The organism is Mycolicibacterium aichiense (assembly GCF_010726245.1).
Classification (GTDB): domain Bacteria; phylum Actinomycetota; class Actinomycetes; order Mycobacteriales; family Mycobacteriaceae; genus Mycobacterium; species Mycobacterium aichiense.
Map to the genome: position 1 here is coordinate 4,110,651 of NZ_AP022561.1, position 15,751 is coordinate 4,126,401.

A 15,751-nucleotide genomic window follows, 5' to 3' on the forward strand; every position below is an offset into this window, starting at 1 on the left:
GCCGGGCTGGATGGGGAAACCAGGGTTCCGTGCGGACATCGAGGGATTGCGGGCGGTCGCAGTTCTGGCGGTGGTCCTCTTCCACGCCGAGGTGCCGGGCATCGGGGGCGGGTTCGTCGGCGTCGATGTCTTCTTCGTCATTTCAGGGTTCTTGATCACCGGGCTGCTGTGGCGTGAGGCGAATTCCACCGGCACGGTCCGATTGCGCGGCTTCTACGGCGCCCGCGCCCGCCGACTGCTGCCTGCCTCGGCACTCGTCGGCGTCGTCACCGCGATCGGCGCGGCCGTATTGCTGCCGCCGCTGCAGGCCCGCACCGCCTTCGGCGACGGTATCGCCAGCGCGCTATACGTCAGCAATTACCGCTTCCTCCTGCAGGGGGTCGATTACTCCGCGCCGTACCTGCCGCCGTCGCCGTTCCTGCACTATTGGTCGCTCGGTGTCGAAGAGCAGTTCTATCTGGTCTGGCCGGCGCTGATCCTCGGTGCGGCCTGGCTGATCCGGCGGTCGCGCCGGCGCACCGCAATCCAGGCGACCGCATCCGTGCGCCCCTACCTGGTGATCCTCGCCGTAGTCGCCGTGATCTCGTTGGCAATGTCGCTGGTCGCGTCGTACTGGGCGCCGTTCGTCGCATTCTTCTCGTTGCCAACCCGCGCGTGGCAGCTGGCCGTCGGCGGTTTGATCGCACTGACCGCAGGCCAATGGCGCCGACTCTCACCACGTGCGGCCGCGATCGTCGGGTGCGCTGGGCTCGCCGTGATCCTGGTGACCTGCCGCCAGTTGAGTGCCAGCACGCTATATCCGGGTACCGCGGCGCTGTGGCCGACGCTCGGAACGGCCATGATCATCGGCGCAGGCTGCGCCGCACCCGATCAGGGATGCGGACGGCTGCTGGGTGCGGCGCCGATGCGCTCCATTGGTCGCATTTCCTACTCCTGGTACTTGTGGCATTGGCCGGTGCTGATATTCGCGCCGCTGATCGTCGGCCACTCATTGGGGCTGGCAGGCCGGCTGACCGCGGCTTTGCTGTCGGCCGGGCTCGCGGTGCTGACGCTGCGGTTCGTCGAGAACCCGTTGCGGTTCGCTCCGAAGATTCGCGAGTCGCCTTGGCGCAGCCTGGGATTGGGCGCGGTGACCACCGCAGTCGCGGCCGCTGTGGGCGTGGCCCTGCTGGTCGTGGTGCCGACCCCGGTCGGACGTGGAGCTCCGGCCAGGCCGCTGAATTTCACCGCTTTGCCACCTCCGATCGCGCGGGGCGACGCCGCGTCCTATGACGAGGCGGTCAAGCATGCGTTCGCCGAAGTGCAGTCTGCGGTGGCGGCATCAGTTGATCTGAGGGATGTCCCGTCGAACCTTCAGCCGCCACTTGCCGACGCCGCGGCCGAGCTCAACGACATGTACCGCAGCGGCTGCATGCTCAGCGGTTGGCAGGTCTCCGCGCCTGAGTGCGCCTCCGGCGACACCGCGTCGACGAACGCGGTGGCGGTGGTCGGTGACTCGAATGCGGCGATGTGGAATCAGGGCTTCCGCGCTATCGCCGAGCAGCGCGGTTGGCGGTTGGAGATGGTGGTCAAGGCAGGCTGTCCATTGCTGGATCTGCCCATCACCAGCCCACAACTGCACCGGGAGTACACCGAGTGCGAGCAGTGGCGTGGTCAGGTGGTCGACCGGTTCCGCGCCGAGCACCCGAAGCTGATCGTGGTCACGATGTGGCGGCAGTACGGTCCCGGCTCCGGCTACCCGGCTGGCTTGACGTCGTACAGCGCGTCGTGGAACGACAGCCTGACTCGCCTCGTCCGGCAGCTGCGTGACGCCGGCGCACAGGTGCTGGTTCTAGGTCCGATCCCCGACCCGCACTCGGTGCCGCCGATCTGTCTGTCCGGTCACCTCGCCGACGCGACGGCATGCTCAGCGAGCCGATCGCGCGCGGTCGACGAAGCCGGTATCGCGGCGGAGGCCGCCGCGACCACGGCGGGCGGCGGCCAATACGCCGACATCACCGACCTGTTCTGCACCGCGGAGCGCTGCCCGGCCATCGTCGGCAACACACTGGTGTACCTCGACAAGAACCACCTGACGATCGAATACGTCCGGTTGCTGGCACCGGCCCTCGGTGCACTGGCGGATCGTGCGCTCGCGATCAGTTAGTGCGACCAACCTCTTCGCCAAATGTCCACTGACGCCGCCGCCGGAGTGTAAGAATGCCTCGACTCAATTGACGCATTCGCTGATAAAGCAGGTAGGTGATCTTGGCTCACGCCGACAGCCTCAGGGCTAGCGAAGAACAGCACAGTCGGCGCCCCGAAAAGTCGCACTTCCGCCCGGACATCGAGGGCTTACGTGCCATTGCCGTGACCGCCGTCGTGTTGTTCCACGCTGCCGTGCCCGGCATCGGCGGCGGCTACGTGGGCGTCGACGTGTTCTTCGTGATCTCCGGCTTCCTGATCACCGGCCTGCTCTGGCGGGAGGTGAGCGGCACCGGCAGCGTTCGGCTGCGGAAGTTCTACGGCGCCCGCGCGCGACGACTGCTGCCCGCATCGGCCATGGTCGGCGTCGCCACGATGGTCGCGTCGATACTCCTGTTGCCGCCTCTGCGTGTTCCGACGGTCCTGTACGACGGCATCGCCAGCGCGCTCTATGTCGGCAACTACTGGTTCGTCATCGACAACATCAACTACTTCTCGGATCTGCTGACACCCTCGCCCTTCCTGCACTACTGGTCGTTGGGCGTAGAGGAGCAGTTCTATCTGGTCTGGGCGCCGCTGCTACTCGGAACAGCTTGGGTGATAAGGCGTTTCCGGCGCGACAAGACGCGTGCCATCGCGTCGTCGCGGCGCCCGTACCTCATCGTCCTCACGCTGGTCACCGTCATCTCGTTTGCAATGTCACTGGTGATCACCTACGTCGTGCCCACGTTGGCGTTCTTCTCGCTACCCACGCGGGCGTGGCAGTTGGCTGTCGGCGGACTGGTCGCGCTCACCGCAATTCATTGGCAACGCCTCTCTGCCCTGATAGCGGCGATTGCCGGCTGGCTCGGTCTTGGCATGATCGTGTTCGCCGGCGTGTGGTTCACCTCGACGACACCGTTTCCCGGCACGGCAGCACTGCTGCCCACGCTCGGTGCGGTACTCGTGATCGGCGCCGGCTGCGCGACGCCATCAGAGGGTTGCGGACAATTCCTGAGCACGTCGCCGATGCGCGCCATCGGCCGCATTTCCTACTCCTGGTACCTCTGGCACTGGCCGGTCCTCGTTCTCGCACCGGCACTGCTGGACCGTCCGCTGGGATTGGGCGAACGGATCATCGCGGCCCTGCTTGCAGCCGGGTTGGCGTGGCTGACCATGCGTTATCTGGAAAACCCGCTGCGGTTCGCCCCGAAGATCCGCGACTCCGCGTGGCGCAGCCTTGGCCTGGGCGCCGTGGCCACAGCGATCGCCGTCTTCGTCGGCCTCGGGCTTCTGCAGGTCGTGCCGACCCCGATCGGGCGCGGCGCACCGGCAGCCGCGGTGACCCTCACCGGCCCGTCGGTCCCGACCGGCTCAGCCATCTCGGCCTACGACGCCGCCGTTGCACAGACCGTCGCGCAGGTACAGACCGCGCTCGCGAGTGCCGTCACGAGCAACGCGCCCGTACCATCCAACCTCGCCCCGCCGCTGAACAACCTGGCCGCCGAACAGGTGGACTTCACCTACCAGGGATGCCTGCGATCACCGTACAACAGCGGGCAACCCGACTGCTTCATGGGCGACACCAGCTCGACAAATACCGTTGCGCTGATTGGTGATTCGCACGCCGCGATGTGGACGCCGGCGTTCCAGCAAATCGCCGCCCAACGGCACTGGCGCCTGCAGATGATGGCCAAGGAAGCGTGCGCCCTGATCGATGCACGATCCGGCGGCGCGTTCGGCCAATTGGTCGAAGATCTTCAGCACTGCCAGCAGTGGCGCGACGAGATCTTGACCCGGCTCGCGGCCGAACGCCCTCGACTCGTTGTGGTGAGCATGTGGCGGGGATACGGCATCGACGAGACGATGTCGGGCTTCCGCGCATACGACAAAGCCTGGCTGGACGGCATGACACACCTGGTGCGGCAACTGCGCGATATGGGCACCGAGGTGCTGGTGCTCGGGCCGATACCGAGCCCGCACGCCAACGTGCCGATCTGCGTGTCTGGTCATCTGGACAATGCGGCGGCCTGCTCGCTGGCCCGTTCGGCGGCGGTAGATCCATCCGGTATCAGCGCCGAGGCCCGCGCCACGGCCGCCGGCGGCGGGCAGTACGCGGACCTAACCGATCTGTTCTGCACCGCCCAGCGCTGCCCCGTCATCGTCGGCAACACATTGGTCTACCTCGACGTGAGCCATCTGACCCTGCAGTACTCGCGGGTGCTGACCCCAGCCATCGCAGCGCTAGCCGACCGTGCACTCGCCCACCGTTAGCTACCAGGAGGCTTCTGTTGTCAACGTCACGATCCATCCTCATCACCGGCGGTGCCGGCTTCATCGGGTCCGCGCTTGCGCGCCGTCTCGTCGAAGTCGGCTACGAGGTAGCAGTGATGGACATCCTGCATCAGCAGGTGCACGCCGAAGGCACAGTGATCGACCTGCCGCCCTCCGTTCGGTTTTTCACCGGCGACGTCACGCATGCCCCTGACTGCGATGCCGTCCTGCGCCTGTTCAAGCCTTCGCAGATCGTGCACCTTGCGGCTGAAACCGGTACCGCACAATCACTTTCGGAAGCCAGCCGCCACGGTACGGTCAACGTCGTCGGGACCACGCAACTGCTTGACGCACTAAGTCGTTGCGGGCACGTACCTGCGCAGCTGGTGCTGGCATCCTCTCGAGCCGTGTATGGCGAAGGTGCCTGGCAATCCGGCAACCACGTCTTTTACCCGGCGTCTCGCAGCCATGCCCAGCTCGTCGCAGGTGATTGGGATCCGCACGGCCCCAGGGGAGAACGCGCCGTTCCGCTCGCAAGCAGTGCGGTCCAGACCGAGCCTCGGCCCACCAATATCTACGCCGCAACCAAACTCGCCCAGGAGCACATCCTGGCTTCCTGGACGGCCGCTCATGACACCCGGCTCAGCGTGTTGCGCCTTCAGAACGTGTACGGGCCGGGCCAGTCTCTGACGAATTCGTACACCGGCATCGTCGCGCTTTTCGCACGGCTGTCTCGCGAGAAGCAGCCCTTGGAGGTCTACGAGGACGGCCAGATCGTCCGGGATTTCGTCTATATCGACGATGTTGTCGAGGCGATCTTCATGGCAATTGAGAGCCCGGCCGCACCGTCGCGATGCGTCGACATCGGGTCAGGCGTCCCGACCACAATCCATGAACTCGCGCAACAACTCGCGACCATCTGCGGGGCACCCGACCCGGTCGTTGTGGGGAAATTCCGCGACGGCGACGTTCGCGCCGCGAGGTGCGATATCGAGCACGCGACGAATGAGCTCGGGTGGCGTCCCAAGTGGTCGCTCGAGGAGGGTATGCGCGCCCTTCTCGACTGGATTGGCAAATAACTGATTCTCTCCGTCGAACACTGATCACCTCTGTCAAGAGATAGGCGATTGCATTGAGTTTCTCGGTTGCGACCAAGACGTCGCTACTTGGCCCGCGCCGACTCTGCTCACGCTATGGTCAATATTTGTGATCGAGCTTGACGGCGTAGCGAAGACGTTTGACGGAAACATACTCGCCCTGCAGGACGTGAGTTTTTCTGTCGCGAGCGGTTCCGTGTGCGCTCTGCTCGGCCACAACGGTGCTGGAAAGACCACCACCATCAACATTCTGTCCACCTTGATGGAACCGTCCTACGGCAGAGCGATCGTGGCCGGACACGACGTCAGCGAGGATCCAGCCGCCGTCCGCGCATCCATTGCGATGACCGGACAGATCGCGGCAATCGACTGGCAGCTCACCGGCCGGGAGAACTTGGTGATGTTCAGCCGGCTACATGGCCTGCGCCGCAAGGAGGCTCACAAGCGGGCCGAAGCCCTGATCGAGCAGTTCGATCTCGCCGACGCTGCCGACCGCAACGTGCTCACCTATTCCGGCGGCATGCGGCGGCGGGTCGACATTGCCGCCGCACTGGTAGTCCCGCCCAAGGTTCTCTTCCTCGACGAGCCGACCACCGGATTGGATCCGCGCAGTCGCCGCAACGTGTGGGACCTCGTGTCGTCACTGGCCGCCGACGGCGTGACGGTGCTGTTGACGACTCAGTACCTCGAGGAAGCAGACCTGCTGAGCGATTCGGTTGTCGTGCTCAATCAGGGACGGGTGGTGGCGACTGGGACGGCCGATGATCTGAAGCGGCGCATCGGCTTCAGCTACTGCACTGTGAGTCCGGTCAATCCGGCAGATCTTTCCAGGATCCTGGCTGCAGTCGCAGATCTGCAGGACGCCCAAGCCGACGAAGACGCCAACACCGTGTCGGTGCTGGCACCCAATGGTGTTGCGACGCTCAGCGAGGTGTTCCGCCGGGTCGACCAGCTCGACGTTGAGCTAGAAGATATTTCGTTGCGCAAGCCATCCTTGGACGAGGTGTTCCTACACCTGACCGGCAGCGTCACCGCGTGAGTGCAGTCGTCGTTCTGACTGAACGCATGGTGCGCAACACGCTGCGCAGTGATCTGCCGTTCGCGGTGCTCGCACCGGCCGGGAACTTCATCATCTTTAACCTCGCGCTGCGAAATGTGATCGATACGGGCGGCATCGGCTATTCGCAGTACCTGCTGCCGGTGATCATCGTTCAAGTGACATTGCTAGGTGCGCTGACGACCGTCGACCGCGCCACCCGAGATCATCAGTCCGAGCTCGGACTTCGTCTGCGCACCATGCCCATCTCTTCCTTGGCGCCGCTGTCCGCTCGCATGCTGTATTGCCTTATCCGCGGGGTCGTCGTGCTCATCGCCACGCTCGCCGCTGGTTACGCGTTCGGCTTCCGGCTACTTGGTGGCCCAGGCCACCTCGCGCTGTTCGCCTTATTCGTTCTGGCATTGACGCTGGCGCTGTCACTCGCCGCAGACGCGGTCGGGGTGCGGGTCTCAGGTGCCCAGATCGGACGGACCGGAGGCTCTAGTCAGATCCTCCTGGTCCCGCAGATGATGCTCACCATGTTGTCCACCGGCATGGCTCCGGTTGACTCGTTCCCCGAGTGGTTGCACGGATTTGTTCGCTACCAACCTGTTTCGCAGGTGACCGACACATTGCGTGAACTGGCTGCCGGCAGTGTCGCGGTCGGCAGTCTGGCGAGCAGCTTTACCTGGTGCCTCGGACTGCTGGCGGTTTTCGGAACGATCGCGGTGCGCATGCAGAGGCGTACTACATGAAGGTGCCGGCTGCGCCGCGCAGCTCGCTGCTCTACGAGAGTTGGGTATTCGCCTGCCAGCACTTCATCCACTGGCGCCGCAGCCCGCTGGTGCCGATCCAATCTCTCGTTTTCCCGACTTTTTTGCTCATCACCTACTATCTGCTGGTCGGCAAATCGGTACTGCGGATCACTGGGTCCGACAGCCTCTACGGTTTGGTGCCTACTTGTGCGATCGCCGGAGCGTTCTCCGGGGCGCTTGCAGTTGGTCTCAGCATGTCTTTCGAACGCGATAGCGGTCTTCTCAGCCGGTTGTGGGCGCTACCGGTCAACCGTGCCAGCGCCCTGACCGGCAGGCTGATCGCGGAGGCGGTTCGGACTTTGGTGAGCACCGCATTCATCACCGCGGTCGGCATCGGTTTGGGACTTCGGTTCCGAGGGGGCCCGCTCGAGCTGCTGCTCTACCTATTGGTACCGGTGATGGTCGTAGTCGTGTTCGCGATGGCCGTGATAGCGATCGCGGTGCGGGCAAAAGATGGAACCACGCTGATTTGGCTCGGATTGCCGGCGATTACTGCCGTGTTCGCCAGCTCTGGTTCTCCGCCGGTTGAGTCGCTGCCGTCATGGATGTGGCCATTGCTGCGCTTTCAGCCGATGGAACCGATAGTGGAATCGATGCGGACACTCGCACAAGGGGGAGTTCCGGGATGGCCTCTGCTGTGGGGGGCGCTGTGGACGATTGCCGGCACCGCGGTAGTCGGGCCGCTGGCTGTTCGCGGGTACCGTAAGGCCACCGAATCCGGGGGTATCCGCGGTTGAGGTCAGCCGCGACGTCCGACGTCAAGCAACGGTCGCTTACGGAACCGTCGGAATGCTCCTGCTGCATACGGACCCGTTCTGCAGGCACTCGTCGCGGTCTTCCTGGCGCTGGCCGTCGCGCTGACGATCGCACTTCTGGGGCGGCGGGCCGCCTCGGCGGAGTGCGATGGGCTGCCGGATCGTGCCGACGGCGAGCACGCCTACACCGATCGGACGTGCCGTTCATCACCGTCACAACCAAGAACACTCCGATCAGCGGTCTCAACCACGGGGTTCCCTTGGGTGGGATCGATGGTGGCCGGGATCGCCCCGTTCGCTGTGACGATGCTCGCCCGTCAGGGGCACTGCGAGCGAGCCCGTCACAGGTTCCTCGAGACCCCGCATGGACGACGCTGGTGCGTGACGATCACCTTCGACGTGGGCCTGGTGTATCTGCTCTACGCCAGTCGAACCGGACTCTGCGGACCCGGCGACGCGAAGTACCCGGACCGCATTTGGCCGCAGCGATCGCGGCGATGGCCATGCTCCCGGTGCTCGTCGGTGTCAGCGCCGCCCAGTCGGCGAAGTCTTTGGTGGCCAACTGCCAGCAACTCGCGGGCGACCCGCAGTGGGTCGGTATCTGCCCCTGATCAACCGCGGCGGGACAGCGCGAACTTCTCCAAAAGGTCGGCGGCGAGGGCGACGCTTTCCGCCGGCGTGATCATCCGGTCGGCGAGTTGCTGTGCACGCCTGGCATATTCGGAAGTGAGAATCGTCCGCAGGTCCGCCACCAACGTGTTCTCGGTGGTGGCGACGAATCGTCGGCCGGTGCCCACTTTCAGCTTCTTGAGCCGGGACCCCCAACACCCCTGATCGGGCAGCATCCAGGTGATCAACGTGGGACGCCCAGCGCGCAGGCCCGCGTTCGTGGTCCCGGCGCCGCCGTGGTGCACGACCGCGCGGCAGCTCGGAAGGATCTCTGCGTAGTTCATCGGCCCGACGATCTTGACGTGGTCGTAGGCGGGGACTCTACTGAAATCGGTCCATCCAGCGCCCACCAGCGCCCGCTCTCCGAGCTGCGCACAGGCGCCGGCGATCATTGCGATTGTGTCAGCTGCCGAGTCGACCGGCATACTCCCGAAGCTGAAGAAGATCGGTGGCGTGCCGGCATCGATCCACGCCGCGACGTCGGCATCGTCATCGGTCGGCAGCTGCATTGTCAGCGCCCCGACGAAAGGGCGTTGCGGGATCTCCCGGTCGTTCCATCGTGCCCACTCGTCCGCCAGCCCGGGATAGCACACCTCGTCGTAGGCCTGGATTTCCATCGATTGACGTTCGGCGATCCGCTGCGTCCAAGGCCCGCCGGCCTTCGGGAGTCCGAGGGCACGACGCTGGGCGTCGTCCTCGGCCTTGTGCCCGCGCCAGGTCAGCCACTCCACCATCTTCATCACAGCGCGGCACAGCGGTGCAGGAAGGAATGGCATCTCAAAACCGTTGACCCGCAGCGGAAAGATCTGCAGCGTGGCCAGCGGGGTGCCGCAATGCTCGGTGACATTGGATGCGACGTCCTCATAATTCAATCCGGTGAGGAGCACATCGGCACCGTCCGACAGCGACAGCAGGGTCTTTTCGACCTGCTGCCGATACTCGTTGAGGGGCGTCGCGAATTCGGCCAGCAGCTTGTTCAATGTCCGGAGTTTCCATGGCTTGCTGAAGAACAGTTTCCAGTACTCGTGGTGGGGGTCATCGGCTACCCGCAGACTTGGCCCGAAGGCGACGGCCTGTGTACCGGCGGACTCGGCGAAACCAACCATCTCCGGCGCGACGACAAGATGCACATCGTGTCCGCGGCGGACCAGTTCCCGCCCGATTGCAGCGAATGGCTCGACTTCGCCGCGCGTACCCCAATTCGCCAGCACGAATTTCATTGGGGTCCTAGCCCTTACCGTCCCCGGCCGATAGTTCGAGATACCATGGGTTGGCGCGCGCCCACTCGATGGTGCGACGGATGCCCTCCTCGACATCGACCTTCAGCCGCCAGCCCAGTTCGCGCTGCGCCTTGGTGGAGTCCGGGATGCGTCGCGGGATGTCTTCGTAACGGCCGCCGAAACGTGCTGCCGTGTCGACCGCTTCGGCGCTGGACACCGAATCCACACTGGCAATCTTGATCGCAAGATCCACCGCTTCGCGCATGGTCGTCTCGACCATGCTTCCGACATTGAAAGCCTCACCGATTGCCGCGTCGCTGTCGGCGGCGAGCAGGGTCCCGGCGACAGCGTCGTCGACGTAGGTGAAACACCGGGTCTGATCGCCCGAGTCGTAGAGCAACGGCTGAAGTCCATTGAGGATGCGATGAATGGTCTGCGACACCACGAATATGGGATTCTGCCGCGGACCATAGACATTGAAGTACCGAACTACCGTGACGGGCAGTCCGTAGGCGGCATGCATCGCGAACACCAGATGCTCGGCCATCCCTTTGCTGGTGCTGTAGCTCCAGCGCGCGGTCTTGGTCGACCCCAACACACGGTCGTCGTCTTCGGCGAACGGCGGCTTGGGATTCTTCCCGAACACCTCTGAGGTACTGGCGAACACCACGCGAATGCCGTGGCGTTGACTCAACTCCAGTACGTTTCGCGTACCGATGACGTTGACGTCGAGGACCTGAAGCGGATCGTTCATGTAGTTCTTGACACCGACGACCGCGGCCAGATGGAACACGGTGTCGACGTCACCGGTCAACGCCGCTTCCAGTGCCGCCAAGTCCGTGACGTCGCCCTGCACGAATCGGAAGTTGGGATGGCCGTCGAAGTCGATGCTGCTGTCACGGGTGTTCTTCGCGAAGTCGAAAATGGTGACGGTGTCGCCGCGTTCCAACAAGGCGGTAACCAGATGCGATCCGATGAAACCGTAGCCGCCGGTCACGACGACATTGGACATATACGTGCTCTTTCGTTGTGCGTGTGGTGGGTGGGCACTTCTCGGCCGACTACCGGCCGATCCCCTTGTAGATGAAACCCGCGGCGCGCGCGGCAGCCGGGTCGAAACTGTTACGCCCGTCCAGGAAGACGCACCGGTCGGCCGCGAGGTCCGCGAGCCGAACCAGCGGAATCTGGTGGAATTCCCGATGCCCGGCCAGGACGACAAGCGCATCGGCATCCTTGACGGCCGACTCAATGTCCGGACTCAGCGGGATCTTGGTGACCGTGTGGGCTTCCTCGTCGGGCACCCAGGGGTCGTGGACGGTGAGTTGGCATCCCGACCCTTCGAGAAGGGCGACAACGTATTTCGTCGGTGTGAGACGACAATCGCCGGTGTTGTTCTTGAACGCTATGCCCAGCACGGCGATCTTGCTGTTCTCGATCGCCTTGCCTTGATCGGCCAGCAGCGCGGTGAGAAGGCCATAGGTGTACTCAGGCATCGTGTCGTTGACGGTCCGCGATGTCTTAGGCACCTGCAGGTCCAACCCGAGCGTCTCGCCGAGGTGGTTGACGAACCACGGGTCCTTCGTCAGGCAGTAGCCGCCTACCCCCATGCTGGGCATCAGGATGTTGACGTTGTGACTGCCTTTCGGCATGGAGTTCGCCGCCGCGATGACCTGGAGCACGTCCATGTCCAGACGGTCGCACACCTTCGCGAGTTCGTTGGCCATCGCGACATTCAGGTCGATCCAGAGGTTGTCGGCGAGCTTCACCATCTCCGCGGTCCGCGGATCCTCGACGACGATGGATTCGAGTCCGAGACCGTGGCGCCACAACGTGGCGCAGCTACGGGCACTGCGCTCGTCGACCGCACCGACCACGACGGGAATCGACGTCAGCTCACGGATTGCCTGCCCTTCGGCCAGCCGCTCGGGGCAGAAAGCCAACCCGAAGTCCACACCGGCCTTCAGACCGGATACTTCTTCGAGGATCGGCCGGACGAGCGTCTCGGTGGTATCGGGTGGAACCGTGCTCTTCAGGATGACGAGGTGGCCCCGCTGCAGGTGCTCCCCGACTGCTCGCGCCGCTGCCTTGATGTCGTCGACGATCGGCTCGTAGTCCGGGCCCAGCGGCGTACCGACGGTGACGATGATGAAGTCGTTGTCCGCGATGACACTGAAGTCCGACGTGGCTCGGAGGCGCCCGACCTGGACGCTGTCAGCGACGAGCTCGCCGAGGCCGGGCTCGGGAACACTCGTCCTGCCCTGGTTGATCTCCTCGACGATGTTCGCGCGCACGTCGATTCCGGTAACGGGCCAGCCGCGGTCGGCCAGCACGGCTCCGATCACGGTGCCGATGTAGCCGAAGCCCACGACCGCGATCCCGGCCCGCATACCCCGGACCAAGAGGTCGACCTCGGCATCGCTTTGTCCGAACGCGCCTCTAACCATCGCCGTTCCTAGCTCCCTTACAACGACGCGTGCGCGTGCTGGAATTAACCGGGTCTCACGACCAGGCGGGTCGCTCGGCAGCCTAATCCAATATTGACGTCGTCGACCCGAAATTCGGATGGCCGGGACAACTGATCAGACGCGGCATTTCAGGCGCGCGAATTCCTCCACCCGATCGGCGGCTGCAGCGACGCTGTCCCCCCGTGTGGTCATCTGTCGGGCGATGTCGCGAGCACAGGCTGCATATTCCGGGGTGAGGATTCGTCGCAGGCCTTTTACCAGCGTTTTCTCTGTTGTCGTCGAGAAACGACGCCCGGCACCGACCTTCAGCCGCTTGAGCTGCGCAGCAAAAAAGGGTTGATCGGGCAACGTCCACAGCACCAATTGGGGGACCCCCGCCCGCAGGCAGGCAGCCAGCGTGCCGGACCCGCCGTGATGTACCACCGCCCGGCAGGTCGGGAAAATCGTCGCGTAGTTGACCTGCCCGACGATCTTCACGTGGTCGAACTGTGGAACGTTGCTGTAGTCGGTGCCGCCCGCGCCGACGATCGCGCGCTCGCCCAACTGCGCGCACGCCGCGGCGATCATCGCGATCGTGTCCGAAGGCGCTCCGATCGGTACGCTGCCGAACCCGAAGAAGATCGGCGGCGTGCCGTCTGCGATCCAGGCCGCCACCTCGTCATCGGAAGCGGTCGGCGACGCCATCGCCAACGCCCCGACGAACGGCCGCCGACCATCCCACTTGGTCCACTCGCGTGCGAGACCGGGAAAAACCAGCTCGTCGTAAGCCTGGATCTCCAGCGAATCTCGATCGGCGATACGGCGGGGCACGGGTCCGCCGGCCCGCGGCAGACCCAGCCCGCGGCGTTGCGCGTCCTCACCTTTGCGAGTGCCGCGCCACGCGGTCCACTCGTTGACCGTCATCGCCAGCCGGCTCAGAGGTGACGGCAGCAGCGGCAGAAGCTGGCCGTGTACCCGATACGGGAAATAGTGCAGCGTTACCAGCGGAATGTCATAGGCCTCTGCGACATTGGCCGCCGGCTGCTCGAAGATCAGCCCGGTGAGCAACAGGTCGGCGTCCTGAGCCGCCGACGCCAGCGTCGTGGTCATCTCCGCCCAGCAGTGCTGCGCAAACTGCGCGGTTTCGGCGGCCATCCGATTGAGTTCCTTGAGCTTCCACGGAGTCCGGCCGTACAACGTGAAATATCGCCACTGAAGTTCGAGGATGTCCGTGGAATCCAGCCCGTAAGCAACTGCCGAGAGCCCGGCCGCCTCGGCGAAACCCACCAGATTGGGCGGGACAGCTATGCGGACGTCGTGGCCTCGGCGCAGCAACTCACGGCCGACGACCACGGCGGGCTCGATATCGCCGCGACCGCCATAGCTCGACAGCACAAGTTTCATCGCCGGTTCCGGCCTTTCGGTCGTCCTGCGGCCACACCAACAGGAGCAACGGCCATTATTACCGGATTTTTGACGAGCCAGTAAGCGTTCGGCCGTGGCACCGGCCTAACGTTGATAGCATCCCGAATCGCCCAGACCAGGTCAGTATTTGGGCCATCATGCTGAGGAGCCCGATTTGGCTGACGGCGCAGTGACCGCGCGCGAGGCAGAACGCATCGAGTGGGATGTCATCGTGGTAGGCACCGGCATGGGCGGCGGGATGCTCGGCTACCGGCTGGCTCAATCCGGCCGGCGCGTGTTGTTCGTCGAAAAAGGCCGCTCGACTCTGCCTGGGGCGCCGGGCACGATTCGTTCCGCGATGCCGGAACTAGCTGAGCCGCGTGCGACTCGGTCCGCGCAGACCTACTTCGACGCCCTGGCCCGTGGCGGCCGGTCGACCGATGAGGTCGAGGACATCAGCGGCCGCTCCCCCAAACGCTTCGTCCCGTTCATCGGTAGCGGAACCGGGGGCTCGTCCGCGCTGTACGGGATGGTCTGCGAACGATTCTTCGCACGGGACTTCACTCCTCGGCAGAATTTCGACGCCCCGGGCGATTCCACTGTGCCCGAGAAATGGCCCATCACCTACGACGAAATGAGGCCCTGGTACGCCGAGGCGGAAAGGCTGCTGGGCGTCCGCGGCCAGCCCGACCCACTGCGGCCTGAAGCATCCGACGTCAATCTGCCTGCGGCACCGCCATTCTCTGCCGACAACCAGCCGATTGTCGACTACCTTTCGGGGCGCGGGTTGCATCCGTACCACCTGCCGATGGCCTGCGATTACACGCCCGAGTGCGCCACCTGTCAAACCTTCCTCTGCTCGCAGTCGTGCAAAAACGACTCGGCACGCAACGGCGTGCTGCCCGCTGTCACCGAGCACGGGGCCACCCTGCTGACGCAGTGCCGGGTGGTTCACCTCGAGGCTGACCACACCCACGTCCGGCGGGTGATGTGCGAACACCCCACCGGCCGGCTCACGCTGACCGGAAAGGTGGTCGTACTCGCTGCGGGCGCACTGGCAACCCCTGTGCTGCTTCTCAATTCACGATCAGGCGATTGGCCGTGCGGACTTGCCAACGGCTCCGACGTGGTGGGCCGCAATCTGATGCGCCATCTACTCGATCCGATCATGATCTGGCCGGAACACGACTCCGAGATCACGGCCGCCAACAAAGAGATCGGCCTCAACGATTTCTACTTTTGCGAGGGCCAGAAATACGGGACCGTACAGTCGTTCGGCGCCATCCCCCCGATGGAATGGCTGACCAACCGCCCTGGCCCACAAGCGAAAGCACTTCGAATGATGAGCCCGGCGGTGCGCCGGGTCTACGACCGATTCTTCACGGGTGGACTGATCCTGGCCTCGATGATGGAAGACCTGCCGTACGCCGACAATCGGGTGCTGCTGCCCGAACACCCGGGTTCAGATGGCCGGCAGCGGATGCGGATTCAGTACCGCCTGCATGCCAGTGAGGTCGAGCGCCACGCGGCGTTCTTGCGGATGTTCAAGCAGGTCCTGAAGCCGTTTCGCACCCGCGGCCTGGGCAGTGGTAGAGAAAACTCAAACATGGGCCACGTCTGCGGTACCTGCCGGTTCGGGACCGATCCCGCCACCAGCGTGCTGGACCCGCTCAACCGCGCGCACGAGGTCGACAACCTCTACGTCGTCGACACTTCGTTCTTTCCGTCCAGCGCCGGCCTGAATCCGAGCCTGACGGTGGCTGCCAACGCCTTACGGGTGGCCGCGCATCTGAACGAGGCCCACTTCGCGAGCTGAATACGCCATGGACGCCAACGCTTCACCTGCGGTCGTGGTGGTGGGCCGGACGCTGTGG

The 15,751-nt window shown here is 64.5% G+C and carries 12 protein-coding genes; 8 read left to right on the plus strand and 4 right to left on the minus strand.

From position 1 onward, the window contains the following. The first annotated feature begins 10 nt into the window (after positions 1-10). The 7 genes from G6N32_RS19735 (at position 11) to G6N32_RS29150 (ending at position 8,751) form a co-directional block, all read left to right on the plus strand. A complete protein-coding gene (locus G6N32_RS19735; RefSeq protein WP_115321481.1) occupies positions 11-2,146 on the plus strand; it encodes an acyltransferase family protein in 2,136 nt (711 codons plus the stop codon). 98 nt (positions 2,147-2,244) lie between these two features. Then, positions 2,245-4,437, plus strand: coding sequence for an acyltransferase family protein (locus G6N32_RS19740; RefSeq protein WP_115322022.1), 2,193 nt, complete (start codon positions 2,245-2,247; stop codon positions 4,435-4,437). Positions 4,438-4,472: 35 nt separating this feature from the next. Continuing rightward, the gene (locus tag G6N32_RS19745; RefSeq protein WP_115322023.1) at positions 4,473-5,516 is read left to right on the plus strand and encodes an NAD-dependent epimerase/dehydratase family protein; all 1,044 of its coding nucleotides are present in this window, start codon (positions 4,473-4,475) and stop codon (positions 5,514-5,516) included. A gap of 127 nt (positions 5,517-5,643) precedes the next feature. Then, a complete protein-coding gene (locus tag G6N32_RS19750; RefSeq protein ID WP_115321482.1) occupies positions 5,644-6,573 on the plus strand; it encodes an efflux ABC transporter ATPase subunit, DrrA-related in 930 nt (309 codons plus the stop codon). Beyond that, on the plus strand, positions 6,570-7,325 hold the full coding sequence (locus G6N32_RS28485) for an ABC transporter permease (protein ID WP_170310603.1): 756 nt from the start codon (positions 6,570-6,572) through the stop codon (positions 7,323-7,325). Before G6N32_RS19750 ends, G6N32_RS28485 begins: the two co-directional genes overlap by 4 nt. Then, complete coding sequence (locus G6N32_RS28490) at positions 7,322-8,122, plus strand: ABC transporter permease (RefSeq protein WP_170310604.1); 801 nt, start codon at positions 7,322-7,324, stop codon at positions 8,120-8,122. Before G6N32_RS28485 ends, G6N32_RS28490 begins: the two co-directional genes overlap by 4 nt. A 494-nt stretch (positions 8,123-8,616) precedes the next feature. Further along, a complete protein-coding gene (locus tag G6N32_RS29150) occupies positions 8,617-8,751 on the plus strand; it encodes a hypothetical protein (RefSeq protein ID WP_264028748.1) in 135 nt (44 codons plus the stop codon). On the opposite strand, the gene G6N32_RS19760 is transcribed toward G6N32_RS29150, so the two are convergent. From G6N32_RS19760 to G6N32_RS19775, 4 genes are all read right to left on the minus strand, one after another. Further along, entirely contained in the window at positions 8,752-10,029 is a 1,278-nt protein-coding gene (locus tag G6N32_RS19760; protein WP_115321483.1) for a glycosyltransferase, read from the minus strand. A gap of 7 nt (positions 10,030-10,036) precedes the next feature. Beyond that, the gene (locus tag G6N32_RS19765) at positions 10,037-11,041 is read right to left on the minus strand and encodes an NAD-dependent epimerase/dehydratase family protein (protein WP_115321484.1); all 1,005 of its coding nucleotides are present in this window, start codon (positions 11,039-11,041) and stop codon (positions 10,037-10,039) included. A gap of 49 nt (positions 11,042-11,090) precedes the next feature. Beyond that, a complete protein-coding gene (locus tag G6N32_RS19770; RefSeq protein WP_115321485.1) occupies positions 11,091-12,473 on the minus strand; it encodes a nucleotide sugar dehydrogenase in 1,383 nt (460 codons plus the stop codon). Positions 12,474-12,608: 135 nt separating this feature from the next. Continuing rightward, positions 12,609-13,877 (minus strand): glycosyltransferase, encoded by a 1,269-nt coding sequence (locus G6N32_RS19775; protein WP_115321486.1) that lies wholly within the window; start codon positions 13,875-13,877, stop codon positions 12,609-12,611. A gap of 175 nt (positions 13,878-14,052) precedes the next feature. Between G6N32_RS19775 and G6N32_RS19780 the strand changes: the two genes are divergently transcribed. Further along, on the plus strand, positions 14,053-15,693 hold the full coding sequence (locus G6N32_RS19780; protein ID WP_115322024.1) for a GMC oxidoreductase: 1,641 nt from the start codon (positions 14,053-14,055) through the stop codon (positions 15,691-15,693). Positions 15,694-15,751 lie beyond the last annotated feature (58 nt).

Coding starts and splice junctions, on each gene's coding strand:
- G6N32_RS19770 (WP_115321485.1), bottom strand. CDS start 12,473: ATGGTTAGAGGCGCGTTCGGACAAAGCGATGCCGAGGTCGACCTCTTG.
- G6N32_RS19775 (WP_115321486.1), bottom strand. CDS start 13,877: ATGAAACTTGTGCTGTCGAGCTATGGCGGTCGCGGCGATATCGAGCCC.
- G6N32_RS28490 (WP_170310604.1), top strand. CDS start 7,322: ATGAAGGTGCCGGCTGCGCCGCGCAGCTCGCTGCTCTACGAGAGTTGG.
- G6N32_RS19765 (WP_115321484.1), bottom strand. CDS start 11,041: ATGTCCAATGTCGTCGTGACCGGCGGCTACGGTTTCATCGGATCGCAT.
- G6N32_RS19735 (WP_115321481.1), top strand. CDS start 11: ATGGGGAAACCAGGGTTCCGTGCGGACATCGAGGGATTGCGGGCGGTC.
- G6N32_RS19760 (WP_115321483.1), bottom strand. CDS start 10,029: ATGAAATTCGTGCTGGCGAATTGGGGTACGCGCGGCGAAGTCGAGCCA.